The 13,540-nt window shown below is 75.6% G+C and carries 16 protein-coding genes and 1 pseudogene; 6 read left to right on the top strand and 11 right to left on the bottom strand.

Annotated elements, in window-relative coordinates:
• Nucleotides 1-246: 246 nt before the first annotated feature.
• Together ACI79U_RS20860 and ACI79U_RS20855 are read right to left on the bottom strand one after the other, a co-directional pair.
• On the bottom strand, nucleotides 247-1,221 hold the full coding sequence (locus tag ACI79U_RS20860) for a carbohydrate kinase family protein (RefSeq protein ID WP_457072133.1): 975 nt from the start codon (nucleotides 1,219-1,221) through the stop codon (nucleotides 247-249).
• Between the two features lie 114 nt (nucleotides 1,222-1,335).
• Entirely contained in the window at nucleotides 1,336-2,022 is a 687-nt protein-coding gene (locus ACI79U_RS20855) for a CDP-alcohol phosphatidyltransferase family protein (protein WP_457072135.1), read from the bottom strand.
• A gap of 56 nt (nucleotides 2,023-2,078) precedes the next feature.
• Between ACI79U_RS20855 and ACI79U_RS20850 the strand changes: the two genes are divergently transcribed.
• Nucleotides 2,079-2,891, top strand: a complete 813-nt coding sequence (locus ACI79U_RS20850) for a lipase family alpha/beta hydrolase (protein ID WP_457072137.1) — start codon at nucleotides 2,079-2,081, stop codon at nucleotides 2,889-2,891.
• A 23-nt stretch (nucleotides 2,892-2,914) separates the two neighbouring features.
• Here ACI79U_RS20850 and ACI79U_RS20845 read toward each other — a convergent pair whose 3' ends face one another.
• The 5 genes from ACI79U_RS20845 to ACI79U_RS20825 form a co-directional block, all read right to left on the bottom strand.
• Complete coding sequence (locus ACI79U_RS20845; RefSeq protein ID WP_457072139.1) at nucleotides 2,915-3,037, bottom strand: hypothetical protein; 123 nt, start codon at nucleotides 3,035-3,037, stop codon at nucleotides 2,915-2,917.
• Nucleotides 3,038-3,072: 35 nt separating this feature from the next.
• Nucleotides 3,073-3,375 carry a MarR family winged helix-turn-helix transcriptional regulator gene (locus tag ACI79U_RS20840; RefSeq protein ID WP_457072141.1) on the bottom strand — a complete coding sequence of 101 codons (303 nt, stop codon included), beginning with the start codon at nucleotides 3,373-3,375 and terminating at the stop codon, nucleotides 3,073-3,075.
• Nucleotides 3,376-3,621: 246 nt separating this feature from the next.
• On the bottom strand, nucleotides 3,622-4,431 hold the full coding sequence (locus tag ACI79U_RS20835) for an ABC transporter permease (RefSeq protein ID WP_457072143.1): 810 nt from the start codon (nucleotides 4,429-4,431) through the stop codon (nucleotides 3,622-3,624).
• A complete protein-coding gene (locus ACI79U_RS20830; RefSeq protein WP_457072695.1) occupies nucleotides 4,428-5,363 on the bottom strand; it encodes an ABC transporter ATP-binding protein in 936 nt (311 codons plus the stop codon). Before ACI79U_RS20830 ends, ACI79U_RS20835 begins: the two co-directional genes overlap by 4 nt.
• Entirely contained in the window at nucleotides 5,360-6,466 is a 1,107-nt protein-coding gene (locus tag ACI79U_RS20825) for a sigma-E factor regulatory protein RseB domain-containing protein (RefSeq protein ID WP_457072148.1), read from the bottom strand. Before ACI79U_RS20825 ends, ACI79U_RS20830 begins: the two co-directional genes overlap by 4 nt.
• A gap of 83 nt (nucleotides 6,467-6,549) precedes the next feature.
• Between ACI79U_RS20825 and ACI79U_RS20820 the strand changes: the two genes are divergently transcribed.
• On the top strand, nucleotides 6,550-7,167 hold the full coding sequence (locus tag ACI79U_RS20820) for a hypothetical protein (RefSeq protein ID WP_457072150.1): 618 nt from the start codon (nucleotides 6,550-6,552) through the stop codon (nucleotides 7,165-7,167).
• A 3-nt stretch (nucleotides 7,168-7,170) separates the two neighbouring features.
• Here ACI79U_RS20820 and metF read toward each other — a convergent pair whose 3' ends face one another.
• Nucleotides 7,171-8,070 carry a methylenetetrahydrofolate reductase [NAD(P)H] gene (gene metF / locus ACI79U_RS20815; RefSeq protein ID WP_457072152.1) on the bottom strand — a complete coding sequence of 300 codons (900 nt, stop codon included), beginning with the start codon at nucleotides 8,068-8,070 and terminating at the stop codon, nucleotides 7,171-7,173.
• A 115-nt stretch (nucleotides 8,071-8,185) separates the two neighbouring features.
• Here metF and ACI79U_RS20810 point away from each other — a divergent pair, with 115 nt between their 5' ends.
• The 3 genes from ACI79U_RS20810 (at nucleotide 8,186) to ACI79U_RS20800 (ending at nucleotide 11,923) form a co-directional block, all read left to right on the top strand.
• Nucleotides 8,186-9,361, top strand: a complete 1,176-nt coding sequence (locus ACI79U_RS20810; RefSeq protein WP_457072154.1) for a polyprenyl synthetase family protein — start codon at nucleotides 8,186-8,188, stop codon at nucleotides 9,359-9,361.
• Nucleotides 9,362-9,452: 91 nt separating this feature from the next.
• On the top strand, nucleotides 9,453-10,964 hold the full coding sequence (gene crtI / locus ACI79U_RS20805) for a phytoene desaturase family protein (protein ID WP_457072156.1): 1,512 nt from the start codon (nucleotides 9,453-9,455) through the stop codon (nucleotides 10,962-10,964).
• Nucleotides 10,961-11,923, top strand: coding sequence for a phytoene/squalene synthase family protein (locus tag ACI79U_RS20800; protein WP_457072158.1), 963 nt, complete (start codon nucleotides 10,961-10,963; stop codon nucleotides 11,921-11,923). Before crtI ends, ACI79U_RS20800 begins: the two co-directional genes overlap by 4 nt.
• On the opposite strand, the pseudogene ACI79U_RS20795 reads toward ACI79U_RS20800, so the two are convergent.
• From ACI79U_RS20795 to ACI79U_RS20785, 3 genes and pseudogenes are all read right to left on the bottom strand, one after another.
• Nucleotides 11,920-12,069, bottom strand: a pseudogene (locus ACI79U_RS20795) (lycopene cyclase domain-containing protein); the annotation flags it as partial. The gene ACI79U_RS20800 and the pseudogene ACI79U_RS20795 overlap by 4 nt on opposite strands.
• A gap of 70 nt (nucleotides 12,070-12,139) precedes the next feature.
• On the bottom strand, nucleotides 12,140-12,484 hold the full coding sequence (locus ACI79U_RS20790; RefSeq protein WP_457072160.1) for a lycopene cyclase domain-containing protein: 345 nt from the start codon (nucleotides 12,482-12,484) through the stop codon (nucleotides 12,140-12,142).
• Between the two features lie 22 nt (nucleotides 12,485-12,506).
• Complete coding sequence (locus tag ACI79U_RS20785; protein WP_457072162.1) at nucleotides 12,507-12,830, bottom strand: Rv2175c family DNA-binding protein; 324 nt, start codon at nucleotides 12,828-12,830, stop codon at nucleotides 12,507-12,509.
• 80 nt (nucleotides 12,831-12,910) lie between these two features.
• On the opposite strand from ACI79U_RS20785, the gene ACI79U_RS20780 reads away from it, so the two are divergent.
• Nucleotides 12,911-13,330, top strand: coding sequence for a pyridoxamine 5'-phosphate oxidase family protein (locus tag ACI79U_RS20780; RefSeq protein WP_457072164.1), 420 nt, complete (start codon nucleotides 12,911-12,913; stop codon nucleotides 13,328-13,330).
• Nucleotides 13,331-13,540: the final 210 nt, after the last annotated feature.

The raw sequence follows: 13,540 nt of genomic DNA, 5'->3' as shown, positions 1-13,540 counted from the left end.
GCCAGCAACGACGACCGCACCGCCCTCTTGCCGACCTGGTTGAACCACTACAACCTGAACCGGCCCCACCTCGGCATCGGCGGACGCTCACCCATCGACCGCGTCAACAACGCTGCGGGTCAGTACAGCTAGTCGCACTGGTGGTCCGGACGTGGGGGCCGGAGGCCTCCCGGCCGGATCACCGGACGCGCTCGTCGCAGCCGGGGGACGGCCGTTGGCCGCGGTGTCGTCCGGAGGACGACGAAGTCACGGCAGGTGCGGGGCGACCTCGGCGGCGGCGTCGGCGCCGAAGGCGTCGGTGAACCGCGCCAGGAACTCGTCCCTGGGCAGCGAGTACTCCTGGGTGCCGACCACCTCGACGGCGGCCGTCGCCACCGCGGAGCCGACCTGCAGGCACCGCTCCAGGCCGAGCCCCCACTGGCGGGCGGCGACGAAGCCGGCGCGCAGCGCGTCGCCACCGCCGGTGGGCTCGACCGGCTTGGTCTCCGGGACGGCGATCACCTCGATCGGCGCCTGCCCGGCCCGCTCCACCCGCACCCCGTTGGCCGCCCGGGTGGTCACCCAGCAGCCGACCCGGGCGAGCACCTCGGCGTCGTCCCAGCCGGTCTTCTGCAGCAGCAGCGCGTGCTCGTACTCGTTGGTGAACAGCAGCTCCGCGCCGTCGACCAGCTCGCGGATCATCCCGCCGTCGGCCCAGGCCAGCTGCTGTGACGGGTCGGCGAGGAAGGGGAAGCCCAGCTGCCGGCACTCCTGGGTGTGCTGCACCATCGCGGTCGGGTCGTTCGGCCCGATGACGACCAGGTCGACCCCGCCGATCCGGCTCACCACCGGGGCCAGCTCGATCAGCGAGGCCTCGCTCATCGCCCCCGAGTAGAAGGACGCGATCTGGTTGTTCGCCGCGTCGGTGGTGCAGGTGAACCGGGCGGTGTGCTTCAGCTCGGACCAGTGCACGCTGCCGGTGTCGACCCCGTGCCGGGTGAGCCAGGCGTCGTAGTCGGCGAAGTCGCCGCCGACGGCGCCGACCAGCGCCGGCCGCTGCCCGAGCAGCGCCAGACCGTAGGCCATGTTGGCGCCCGCACCGCCGCGGTGCTGCACCAGGTCGTCGACGAGGAAGGACAGCGAGACGTTCTGCATGTTCCCCTCGACGAACTGGTCGGCGAACCGGCCGGGGAAGGTCATCAGGTGGTCGGTGGCGATGGAGCCGGTCACGACGACGGACATGGCGCTGCTGCTTCCTGGAGGACGGCGGGGCACGACCCGCGGCGTCCGCGGAGCACGGCCAGCGTAGGAGCCCGCCGGGCGCCCCGCCCGACCGCTCCCCCTCCAGGGGTGCGGTCAGTCGCCCAGCGCCCGCCGCAGCTGGACGCCGAGCTGCCCGGTGCCCACGGCGCCGAGCAGGCAACCGACCCCGGTGCCGATGCCGACGACCACGGCCGGGGAGACCAGGGCCGGGGAGACCAGGGCCGGGGAGACCACCGCTGCGACCACCCCGGCTCCACCGAGGGTCATCCCGCTCATCGCGACCCGGGTGGGCCGCTCCCACACCGAGATCGCCCCGGTCTCGCTGACCCCGGCCTGCCCGGCGCGGGCGCGCAGGTAGTCCGGCAGCCAGCACAGCGCCCCGAACGCCACGGCCAGCCAACCCGGTGCCCCGGCGGCCCACAGCGCCAGGGCGTAGGCCACCTCGGTGAGCCGGTCGACGACGGAGTCCAGCACGAAGCCCCGCCGGGACGCCCGTCCCCCGGCGATGGCCAGCGCGCCGTCGAGGGAGTCCAGCAACCCGGACAGGCCCACCAGCAGCCCCGCCGCGACCAGCCAGAGCCCCCCGGCGGCCGCCGCCGGCACGGCCGCCCCCGCCACGACCAGCCCCAGTGCGGTGGCCACCAGCGGCGACACCCGGGCCAGCGGCACGGCCAGCGTGTAGGCCAGGGTGAGCCACCCGCGCACCAGCCGGCTGGCGGCCGGGTCGGTGCCGCCGTGCCAGCGGGACCACGCGATGAGGTACTCCTCACGGCTCAGCACCCGTGCAGTCCACCACGATGCGGGCACCGGGCGCTGGCAGCAGGGAGAGTGGGCCCGTGCTCGCCGGTCTCGCCCCCGCCCGCCGCCGTCTGCTGCTGGCCCTGCTCGCGCTCGTGCTGGTGGCGGTGGCCGTGGCGGTCGCCGTCCCGCTGCTGAGCGGGGCGGACGACCCCGGCCCGGGGAGCGCGGCCGACCCGGATCGGCCCGGTCCGGTGCTGCTGGTGCCCGGGTACGGCGGGTCGGTGGAGGCGCTGCGGCCGCTGGCCGAGCGGCTCACCGCCGAGGGGCGCGACGCGACCGTCGTCGCGGTGCCCGACGGCGGCACCGGCGACCTGCGGGTGTCGGCCGACGCGCTCGGGGACGCGGTCGACGCGGTGCTGGAGCGCACCGGCGCGGAGAGCGTCGACGTCATCGGTTACTCCGCCGGCGGGGTGATCGCCCGGCTGTGGGCCGCCGACGGCGGCGCTGCGCAGGCCCGGCGGGTGGTCACCCTGGGCTCGCCGCACCACGGCACCACCGTGGCCGACCTGGCGCGCAGCATCGTCCCGGCCGAGTGCGGGGATGGCTGCCAGCAGCTGACCACCGACAGCGACCTGCTCGCCGGCCTGAACGCCGAGGACGAGACGCCGGCCGGCCCCAGCTGGGTGTCGATCTGGACCACCGTGGACCAGACGGTCACCCCGCCGGCCTCCGCCGAGCTGGCCGGGGCGCTCGAGCTGCCGGTGCAGTCGGTGTGTTCGGACTCGCAGGTCTCGCACGGCCGGCTGCCCACCGACCCGCTGGTGCAGGCGATGGTGCTGGCCCAGCTGGCCCCCGGCGACCCGGTCGAGCTGGGGCCCGACGACTGCGCGGCGCTCAGCGCGGGCTGAGCGCCGCGGCGCCGGGGAACGGCTCACGCGCCGCCGTCGTCGTCGCGTAGCGCGTGGATCATCCCCTGCAGGCTCCCGAACGCAGCTGACTGCTCGGTCTCGCTCAGGCCGGCCAGCATCCTGAGCTCGACGGACCGGACCGCCACGGTCGCTTGCTCGAGGACCCGCCGGCCGCGAGGCGTCAGCCGCGTGGGCAGGACCCTCCGACGGCCGCCTCCGCAGGCCTGGTCACGTAGCCCTCTCGTTCCAGGGCCTGGAGCAGCACGTTCATCGACTGGCGGCGGGTCACGAATGCGCCCCGCGCGAGCTCCGAGTTCGACAGGCCCGGTCGTTGCGCCAGCAGTTCGAGGCAGGAATAGCGCGTCACGTTCATGCCCAGCGGCCGCAGCACCTCCTCCATGGCTGCGCGCAGCGCGCTCGACGCCTCCTTCAGCAGGTAGCCCAGCGACGTTTCCAGGTCGATCCCGGCGCGCTCTTGACTCATGTCAGATCCACGACGCCCTCGTCACCGACGGGCACACCATCGTCTCCGCGCCGATCGACGGCCCCTTCGGTCGGACGTTCACCTTCGCCGACCCCGACGGCTACCAGGTCACCCTCCACGACCGCGCCTGACCGGGCTCATCGCGTTCGCGGCTGCCGGGCCGGTCCGCTGACCGCCGCCCGTGCGCAGTCGGTGGGGTGTCCAGCGGGCCGGACACCCCACCGGGTGCGCACCCGTCGTCCGCGCTCAGCTGGTGATGTCCTTCGTGGTGAAGTTCGCCCACGCCGCGGCCAGCAGCACCCCGACGTAGACGCCCTGCAGGGCCAGGCCGCGCACGATGTCGCGCCAGAAGACCGGGTCCCGGAACAGGTCGACGAACGCCAGCCAGTAGCGGGTGGGCAGGTAGGGCGCGAAGGACGACGCCGCGTCCAGGGTGAGCAGCAGCGAGGAGGCGATGAGCACCGCCAGCGCGCCGAGCATCGCCGCGGGCGGGGAGTCGGTGAGCGTGGAGAAGAACAGCGCGAACGCCGCGACCCCGAGCATCGAGACGGTCACGTAGCCGATGGCCAGCAGGGTGCGGAGGGCCAGCTCCTGCGCGGTGAGCGTCGTCCCGGACAGCGTCGTGCCACCGATCGGCTGGACGTCGAACAGCAGCTGCCCCACCAGGTAGCCGACCACCGCGACCACCAGGACGGTGACGAAGACGAAGGCGATGAGCGCGACCAGCTTCGCCACCAGCAACCGGGTGCGCCCGGCCGGGCGGGCGAGCAGGTAGCGCAGCGTGCCGGCCTGCGCCTCCCCGGCCACCGACTCCCCGGCGATCAGCGCCACCGCGATCGGCAGGAACAGCGGCAGCACGATCGCCAGCGCGGCCAGCGGGTAGAGGGTGCCGTTGGTGAGCACTGCGGAGAGGAACGCCGGGCCCTCCCCGGGCCGTGGCGCCAGGTCGGTGATCGCCAGCAGCACGGCCACCAGCACCGGCAGCGCGTTGAGCAGCGCGATCGTCACCCAGGTCCGCGGCCGGCGGAACAGCTTGCGCAGCTCGACGCCGATCACCGCCGCGACCGCTCCCCCGGCGCGTCGACCCGGTCGGCGCTGGTGCTCGCCGCGGCCAGCACCACCTCCTCCAGGGTCGGCCGCTGCAGCGCCAGCCCGGTGACCGGCACCCCGGCGGCCACCAGCGCGGCGTTGACCTCGGCCGGGTCGGGACCGCGCACCACCGCCCGGCCGGCGCCGAGCTCCAGCACCCGCCCGTCCAGCGCCGCGCGCACCCGCTGCGGGTCGGGGGTCTCCACCACCGTGGCCCCGGTGGGTGCGGTGAGGGTGGCCAGCTCGTCCTGCAGCACCAGCCGCCCGCGGTCGAGCACCCCCACCCGGGTGGCCAGCTGCTCGACCTCGGCCAGCAGGTGGCTGGAGAGGAACACCGTCGTCCCCTCCCGGTTCAGCGCCAGCAGCAGCTCCCGGATCTCGGAGATGCCCTGCGGGTCCAAGCCGTTGGTGGGCTCGTCGAGCACCAGCAGCTCCGGACGGCGCAGCAGAGCCCCGCCCAGACCCAGCCGCTGGCGCATGCCCAGCGAGTAGTCGCGCACCGGCCGGCGGCCCACCCCGGCCAGCCCGACCTGCTCCAGCACCGTGTCGATCCGCGTCCGCCGGGTGCGCCGCGACCCGCCGGGGCCGGCGGCGTCCAGCAGCGCCAGGTTGGTCCGCCCGGAGAGGTGGCCGTAGTGCGCCGGCCCCTCGACCAGGGCCCCCACCCGGGGCAGCACCTCCCGCGACCGCCGCGGCATCGGCCGGTCCAGCAGCCGCACCTCCCCCGCGGTGGGCAGCACCAGGCCCAGCAGCATCCGCACGGTCGTCGTCTTCCCCGAGCCGTTGGCGCCCAGGAAGCCGTAGACGTCCCCGGCGCGCACGTCGAGGTCGATGCCGTCGACGGCGCGCAGCCGCCCGTAGCGCTTGACCAGGCCGGTGGTCGCGATCACCGTGCTCACCGGTCGCCGCCGGTCAGCTCGGCGGCGGCCAGCGCGAGCGCGTCGGTGCCGACCGTGCCGGTGAGCAGCAGCGGCCCGCTCCGCCCGTCGACCAGCATCAGCCCCAGCGGCCCGGCGGCCAGCCGCACGCCGAGTTCGTCGACGACGGCCTCCGGCGCGCGCCGCAGGGCACCTCGCAGCCCCCCGGCCGCCTCCTCCGGCAGCGGCGCGACGACCAGCACGGTGACCCCGCGGCCGTAGGCGGCGATCGACTCCGGCACCCCGGGCACGGCGCGCCGGTCCAGGCCGGCGAGTGCGGCGGGCAGGACGACGTCGCGGCGGGCGCCGGCCCGGGCGGCGTCCAGCAGCTGCTGGTCCGGGCCGGTGCGCAGGTCGCGCGCCGGCACCGCGGTGAACCGGGTGACCGAGGCCGGTGGCGTGCTGACGTCGACGTCGAGGAACGCGGTGTCCAGCGCGGGGCCTGCGCCGGTGTCCCCGACGACGAGCACCCGCAGCGGGAGGCCGCTGTCGGCGTCGACCCAGACGTCGACCCGGGCGACCGAGGCGGCGGCGTCCACCGGCACCAGGCGCAGGCCCAGGGCGTCGCGCCCGGCGATCCGCGCGGCCGGCAACCGGGACAGCTCGTCGTCGGCGGCCTCGGACAGCAGCCGCCACCCCAGCGCGGTGGGCAGCAGGTCCGGTGCCGTGGGGAGCGCGAGCGGACTGCCGGCGGCGGACCGGGTGACCCGCGCCTCCTCGTACTCCCACGTCCAGCGACCGGCGGGGCTCAGGTGCACCCCGGTCTCCCCGGTGGGGGTGACCACGTCCACCCGCCAGTCCAGCGGGCCGCGGTACCAGGTGCGCATCGACGTCCGGTCGCTGAGCAGGTCGGCGACCGGGGTGAGCTGCTGGCCGACCGGCAGCGCGAGGCCCCCGGCCGCCTGCGCGTAGCCGGAGTACGGGACGTCGGCCGAGGCGAGCGCCCGCGCCCGCAGGTCAGGAGCGGAGACGGCGGCGTCGGTGGCCGGCAGCGCGGCGACCAGCGCGGGGAGGCTCACCAGCAGCGCGGTGCCGGCGGCCACGGCTGCCCAGCGGGCGGCTGCCCCGGTCCGCCGTCGCGCCACGCCGAAGACGGTACGTCGGTTGCGCACGACCTGCCGGGACCGGTGATCATGCGGCCCGCGACCCGCCGCCCTACGGTCACGAGGTGCCTCCTCCGATCAGCGATGCCGTGGTCGTCGACGTCCTGCGCCGGGTCGACCGGGTGCTGGCCCCGGTGGTCCGGCGGCTGGGCCGGCCACCCGAGCTGCCGGCCGGGCAGCGCGCCGCGTGGTGGGCCGACCGGGTGAGCCGGGTGGCGGCCGGCGTCTCGGCGGCGCCACGGTTCGCCGGCCGGCTCGCCTCCCTGCTGCCGTTGCAGAACGCGGTCGGCTCGGCGGTGCAGTCGCTGGTCGTGCTGGGCGTCGCCGCCGAGCACGGGGTCGCCGACCCGGCCGACCGGATCACCCTGCTGACGCGGGTGCTGCTCGACCGCGACCTGCCCGCCGACCGGGTGCGCCCGCTGCTGGAGCGCGACCGCGGGGTGTACGCGCAGGAGGCCTTCGGGGAGCGGCGCCCGGGCCTCGGCGGCGCGGCCCGCGCGCTGTGGCGGGTCGCCCGGCTGCTCGGCCGGATCGACGACGCCCTGGACGCCCGGCCCAAGGGCAAGCTGCGCCACCGGGCGCTGTCCCAGCTGCCGGTGGTGGGCGTCGTCGGTGGCTACGCCGCCGAGCACGAGGGGTTGCGCCTGGCGGCGCGAGCGGCCGACGAGCTGCTGTCCCGCTGAGGGTCAGACCGCCGGCGCCCCGGCCAGGTTGGCGTGGACCTCCCGGGTCGCCGTCGAGCGGTTCATGGTGATGAAGTGGATGCCCGGGACGCCCTCGTCCAGCAGGCGGCCGCACATCTCGGTGGCCACCTCGACGCCCAGCTCCCGCACCGCCCGCCGGGCCTCAGGGGTGTCGCCGTCCAGCGCGGCGAACCGCTCGGCCAGCTCCGCCGGGAACGCCTGGCCGGACAGCTCCACGATCCGGGCGATCTGCCGGGCGCTGGTCACCGGCATCACCCCGGCGAGGACCGGGACGTCGCAGCCCCGCGCGGTCACCCGGTCGCGCAGCCGCAGGTAGTCCTCGACCCGGAAGAACATCTGGGTGATCGCGAAGTCCGCACCGGCGCGGCACTTGGCGATGAACATCTCGGTGTCGGCCTCGGCGTCCGGCGAGCGGGGGTGCAGCTCGGGGAAGGCCGCCACCCCCACGCAGAAGTCACCGGCGTCCTTGATCAGCGAGACCAGGTCGGCGGCGTACCGCACGCCATCGGGATGGGCCACCCACTCCGACTGCGGGTCGGCGCCGGGCGGGTCGCCCCGCAGCGCCAGCAGGTTCCGCACCCCGGCCGCCGCCAGCCGGCTGACCACGTGCCGCAGCTCCGCGACGGTGTGGTCGACCGCGGTCAGGTGCGCCAGCGGCAGCATCGTGGTCTCCGCGGCGATTCGCTCGGTCACCGCGACGGTGCCCTCACGGGTGGAGCCCCCGGCGCCGTAGGTCACCGACACGAACGAGGGCCGCAGCCGCTCCAGCTCGCGCAGGGCGGTCCACAGCTGGGTCTCCCCCGCCCCGTCCTTGGGCGGGAAGAACTCGAACGACCACGTGGGCCGCTCCTGGGCGAGGAGCTCACGCACCGTGCCGGTCACGAGGAGAAGCGTAGTGACTGCATCCACGCGGCCGATCAGGGGCGAAGGAGGACGACGGTCGCGTGCGCGGCCGCCGGAGAGGACGCCGATGCCCCACCGTCAGCAGACTGACACCTTGACCGGGCCGCGACCCATCGAGTTGGGCAATACTGGTCCGGTGATCGCCGGGACCCAGCACCGCGACAGCCCACCCGGCCCCGGGGTCACCGCCCTGCGGGCGGCCGACCTGGAGCGGGTCCGCGGTGCGGTCAGCGCCGCGCTCACCACCTTCCTCACCGAGCAGCGCCGCACCCTCTCGGGCATGGCGCCGCAGCTGACGCCGGTGGTCGAGGAGGTCTGCGCGCTCGCCGAGGGCGGCAAGCGGCTGCGCCCGCTGTTCGCCTACTGGGGCTGGCGCGGGGCCACCGCGACCGCCCCCGCCCCGGCCGAGGACGACGAGTCGGTGCTGCGCGCGGTCGCCGCGCTGGAGTTCGTGCACGCCAGCGCGCTGGTGCACGACGACGTCATGGACGGCGCCCTGACCCGCCGCAGCCGGCCGGCCACGCACATCGGCTTCGCCAGCCGGCACGGCGCCGAGGCGCTCGGCGGGGACGCCACCGCGTTCGGCGTGGGCGCCGCGATCCTGGTCGGCGACCTGGCGCTGGTCTGGTCCGACGAGCAGCTGCGCCGATCGGGCATCTCCAGCCCGGCGCTGGCCCGCGCCCGGGCGGTGTGGGACGTGATGCGCACCGAGGTGACCGCCGGCCAGTACCTCGACCTGCTCCGCGCCGCGGGCGGGCTGCCCGGCCCCGAGGGGGCGCTGGCCGTCGCCCGGTACAAGAGCGCCGGGTACACCGTGCAGCGGCCGCTGCAGCTGGGGGCCGCGATCGCCGGCGCCCCGCCCGAGGTCACCGAGGCCTACACCGCGATCGGCCTGCCGCTGGGCGAGGCCTTCCAGCTGCGCGACGACGTGCTGGGCGTGTTCGGCGACCCGCAGGTCACCGGCAAGTCCGCCGACGACGACCTGCGGGAGGGCAAGCAGACCCTGCTCATCGCGCTGGCCGAGGAGCGCGCCGACGCCGCCGGCCGGCGGCTGCTGGCCGATGCCCTGGGTTCCCCGACCGCCGGCCCCGAGCAGTTCGCCGCACTGCGGCAGCTGATCGAGGCCACCGGCGCCCGGGCCCGGGTCGAGGAGCGGATCGCCGAGCGGACCGCCCTGGCCCGCACCGCCATCGCCGGGGCCCCGGTGGCCGAGGACGCCCGCGCCGCACTGGACGCGCTCGCCGTCGCCGCGACCACCCGCGCCGCGTGACCGCGCCCGCACCGCACCGAAGTGGCCACTTCGGTGCAGGGGACCGCGGACCGCGCCGAAGTGGCCACTCCGGTGCAGGAGACCTCCGTCGATGAGCGGCCTGCGCACCGGCCGGGTCCGCACCGTCCCGGGCCGCACCGACCGGGTGGTCGTCGTCGGCGCCGGGCTGGCCGGGCTGTCGGCGGCGCTCCGGCTGCGCGGCGCCGGCCGTGAGGTCACCGTCGTCGACCGCTGCCCCGGTCCGGGCGGGCGTGCCGGCGTGGTCACCCGGGCCGGCTACACGCTGGACACCGGCCCGTCGGTGTTCACCGCCCCGGAGCTGGTCGAGGACGCCTTCGCCGCGGTCGGCGAGCGGATGGCCGACCGGCTGACGCTGACCCCGCTGACCACCACCTACCGCGCCCAGTTCGCCGACGGCACGCACCTGGACGTGCACGCCGACCGGGGCGCGTTCGCCGCCGAGGTCGAGCGGCTGTGCGGGCCCGCCGAGGCGGCGGCGCTGCACCGCTACCTGGACGACCTGACCGAGCTGTACCGGCTGCAGCTGCGCACCTTCATCGACCGCAACCTGGACTCCCCGCTGGACCTCGCCGGGCCGGAGCTGCTGCAGCTGGCCCGCCGCGGCGGCTTCCGCCGGCTGTCCTCGCACGTCGAGCGGTTCTTCGACGACGACCGGCTGCGCCGGCTGTTCAGCTTCCAGGCCCTCTACGCCGGGGTCTCGCCGTTCCGGGCGATCGCCGCCTACGCGGTCATCGCCCAGCTGGACATCGGCGCCGGGGTCTGGCACCCCGAGGGCGGCATCGGTGCCGTCCCCCGGGCGATGGCCGCCGCGGCCGCCGACGCCGGGGTGGAGTTCCGCTACGGGGTGGACGCCGAGCTGGAGGTCGAGGGCTCCCGGTTCACCGCCGTCCGGCTGGCCGGCGGCGACCGGCTGCCCGCCGACGCCGTCGTGGTCACCGCCGACGCCCCGCACCACCTGGTGCCGGGCCTGCGCGGGCCGCGGCGCCCGGTCTACTCGCCGTCCTGCGTGGCGCTGCACCTGGGCGCCCGCGCGACGTTCCCCGGCCAGGCGCACCACACGATCAGCTTCGGGGCGTCCTGGCGGCAGGTGTTCGACGAGCTGACCCGCGACGGCCGTCCGATGAGCGACCCGAGCCTGCTGATCAGCATGCCGTCGGTGACCGACCGCTCGCTCGCGCCCGACGGTGGTCAGGTGCTCAGCGTGGTCGCCCCCACCCCGAACCTCGACCGGCGCAGCGGCGGCAACCCCGACCTGGACTGGCCGGCGCTGGCGCCGCGCTACCGGGAAGAGCTGCTGGCCACCCTCGACGCCCGGGGCTGGACCGGCGTCACCGACGCGATCGAGGTGGAGGAGCTGCTCACCCCCGTCGACTGGGCGGCGCAGGGCATGGCCGCGGGCACGCCGTTCGCGCTGGCGCACACCTTCGGCCAGACCGGGCCGTTCCGCCCCTCCACCCGGCCCCGTTCGGGCCCGGAGAACGTGGTGCTGGCCGGCTCGTCGGTGCAGCCCGGGGTCGGGGTGCCGATGGTGGTGATCAGCGGCCGGCTGGCCGCCGAGCGGATCACGGGAGTGCAGTCGTGACCGCCGTCCCGCCGCCCACCCGGGCGCAGCAGCAGGCGCAGCTGGACGCGGCCTACGCGGTGTGCCGGGGGATCGCCGCCGAGCACGGCAAGTCCTACTTCCTGGCCACCCGGCTGCTCACCCCCGACCGCCGGGCGGCGATCCACGCGCTGTACGCCGCCGCCCGGGTGGCCGACGACATCGTCGACGTCGGCGCCGACCAGCCCGGCCGGGACCCCGAGGGCGAGTTGCTGGCCTGGTCGACGGCGGCGCTGGAGGAGGTCGAGGCCGGCTGGTCCGACGACCCGGTGCGGCTGGCCCTGGTGCACACCTACCGGCGGTACGACATCGCACGGGAGCACCTGGTCGACTTCCTCGCCGCGATGACCAGCGACCTGGACGTCACCGGCTACGCCGACCTCGACGCGCTGGACCGGTACATGTGGGGGTCGGCATCGGTGATCGGGCTGCAGGTGCTCCCGGTGCTGGGCACCGCTCCCGGGGTCACCCGGGACGAGGCGGCGCCGCACGCGATCGCCCTGGGCGAGGCGTTCCAGCTGACCAACTTCCTGCGCGACGTCGCCGAGGACGTCGACCGCGGCCGGGTCTACCTGCCCGCGGACCTGATGGCCGCCCACGGGGTCACCCGGGAGCAGCTCGCCGCCCGGCGGCACTCCCCCGCGTTCACCGGGCTGATGCGGGAGATGGTCGCGGTCACCCGCCGCCGGTACGACGACGCCGCACCGGGCACCCCGATGCTGGCACCGGAGTCGCGGGACTGCGTCCGCGCGGCGACCGCCCTCTACGGCGGCATCCTCACCGAGATCGAGCGGGCCGACTACCGGGTGCTGGACCGCCGGGTGCGGGTGTCCAGGCCGCGCCGCCTGGCGGTGTTCGCCCGCCGGTTGACCGCCGCCCAGCTGGCCAGGGTGAGCAGCACCAGGGCGAAGCCGAACAGCAGGTCCTCGACCGGGGCGTAGGCGATCCGCGGGCCCCAGATGGCGCCCGGGTCGTAGGTGACCACGTCCAGCCCGGTGAGCACGCCGTTCATCAGCAGCTGGAAGAAGATGACGATGGCGTAGGCGGTCCAGAACACCCGCCGGGTGACCAGCCGGGTGCGCAGCACGGCGAGGTCGACGACGAGGACCGCCACGACGGCGAGCACGGCCAGGGCGCTGTAGCTCACCGCCTGCACCTCATCTCTCGGCCTCCTCAGCGGGATAGCCGGCGTCCCACCTGGTCACCTTGCGCACCGCCTCGAGCGCCAGCACCGCGCAGATCGGCACGACGACGAAGAAGAGCACCTCCTCGACCGGGATGCCACCGGGCAGCCGGACGTCGATGGTGCGGGTGGCGCTGTAGTCCCAGTGCCCCTGCGCGATCGCGTACAGCACCCAGGCGAGGAAGACGACCAGCTCGGGGACGAGCGCGAGCAGCAGCCGGCGCCAGCGGGCGTAGACCCGGACCCCCAGCAGCAGCTCCAGCGGGGCGGTGACCACGAGACAGCCCACCAGGAGCGCCCCGTAGGTCAGCTGCCCCATCGCCGGTCCAGGACTCGCCGGGTCAGAACGCCAGCGCCTGCGCCCGGCGGACGACCTCGCGGTGCCGGTCGTCGCGCAGTGCCTGGACCGGGGTACCGGGGAGGGTGTCGTCCTCCCGGTAGAGCCAGTCGAAGGCCTCCTCCTCGGTGTAGCCGCCGTCGAGCAGCACGGTGAGCAGCCCGGGCAGGTGCCGGAGCACCTCACCGTCCATCAGCAGGTCGGCCGGGATCTTGCTGCTGCCGCTGCCGGGCACGGCGATCAGCTTGTGCTCGCGCACCAGTTGGCGGACCCGGTTGGGTGAGACGCCGAGCTGCTGGGCGACCTCGGCAGGAGTGAGCGTGTCCACGCCACCAGCGTATGGCGCAGCGTCCGGGGCGCCCGCCGTGGGGCGCCGGTCCTGTCGTACCCCTCCGCCAGCATGCCGGCATGGCGCTGAGCACCGACCTCCGAGAGCAGTTCCTCGCCGAACCGCACGTGGCGGCCCTCGCGGTCGCCGCCGGTCCCGACCGCGGGCCGCTGACCGTCCCGATCTGGTACGGCTACACCCGGGGCGGGACGGCCTGGATCGTCACCCCCGCGGCCTCGCGCAAGGCCCGGCTGATCGAGGCGGCGGGCCGGTTCAGCCTGCTGGTCGACCGCCTCGCGCCGTCGGTCCGGTACGTGTCGGTCGAGGGCCCGGTCACCGGCACCCGGCCGGCCACCACCGACGACGTACGGGCCATGGCCGAGCGCTACCTGCCCGCCGAGGCGGTGGAGGGCTACGTCGGGATGTCGCTCGCCGAGCACGGCGACCAGGTCGTGGTGCACCTCCGCCCGCAGCGGTGGCTCTCCGCCGATCTGGGCTGACCTGTGAGCATGGCCGGGCCGGTCTGATGGTGATGGGCTGGCGGCCGGCAGTAGTGGGCGTGACCCTTGGTCTGACTGGCTTCGTGCCTTTGAGCCGACTTGTCCGTCTGCTGCTGCCGGCACCGGCCCGGCCGGAGACGTTGGCCTGATCAGGAGCTTGACCGCCAGTTGGCGCTGGCGTGTCTCATCACAGTCCTGCCATCTCCGCAC

The organism is Modestobacter sp. SYSU DS0904 (genome assembly GCF_054051115.1).
The sequence above is the reverse complement of the archived record's forward strand: the minus strand, read 5'-3'. Positions and strand labels throughout refer to the sequence as shown.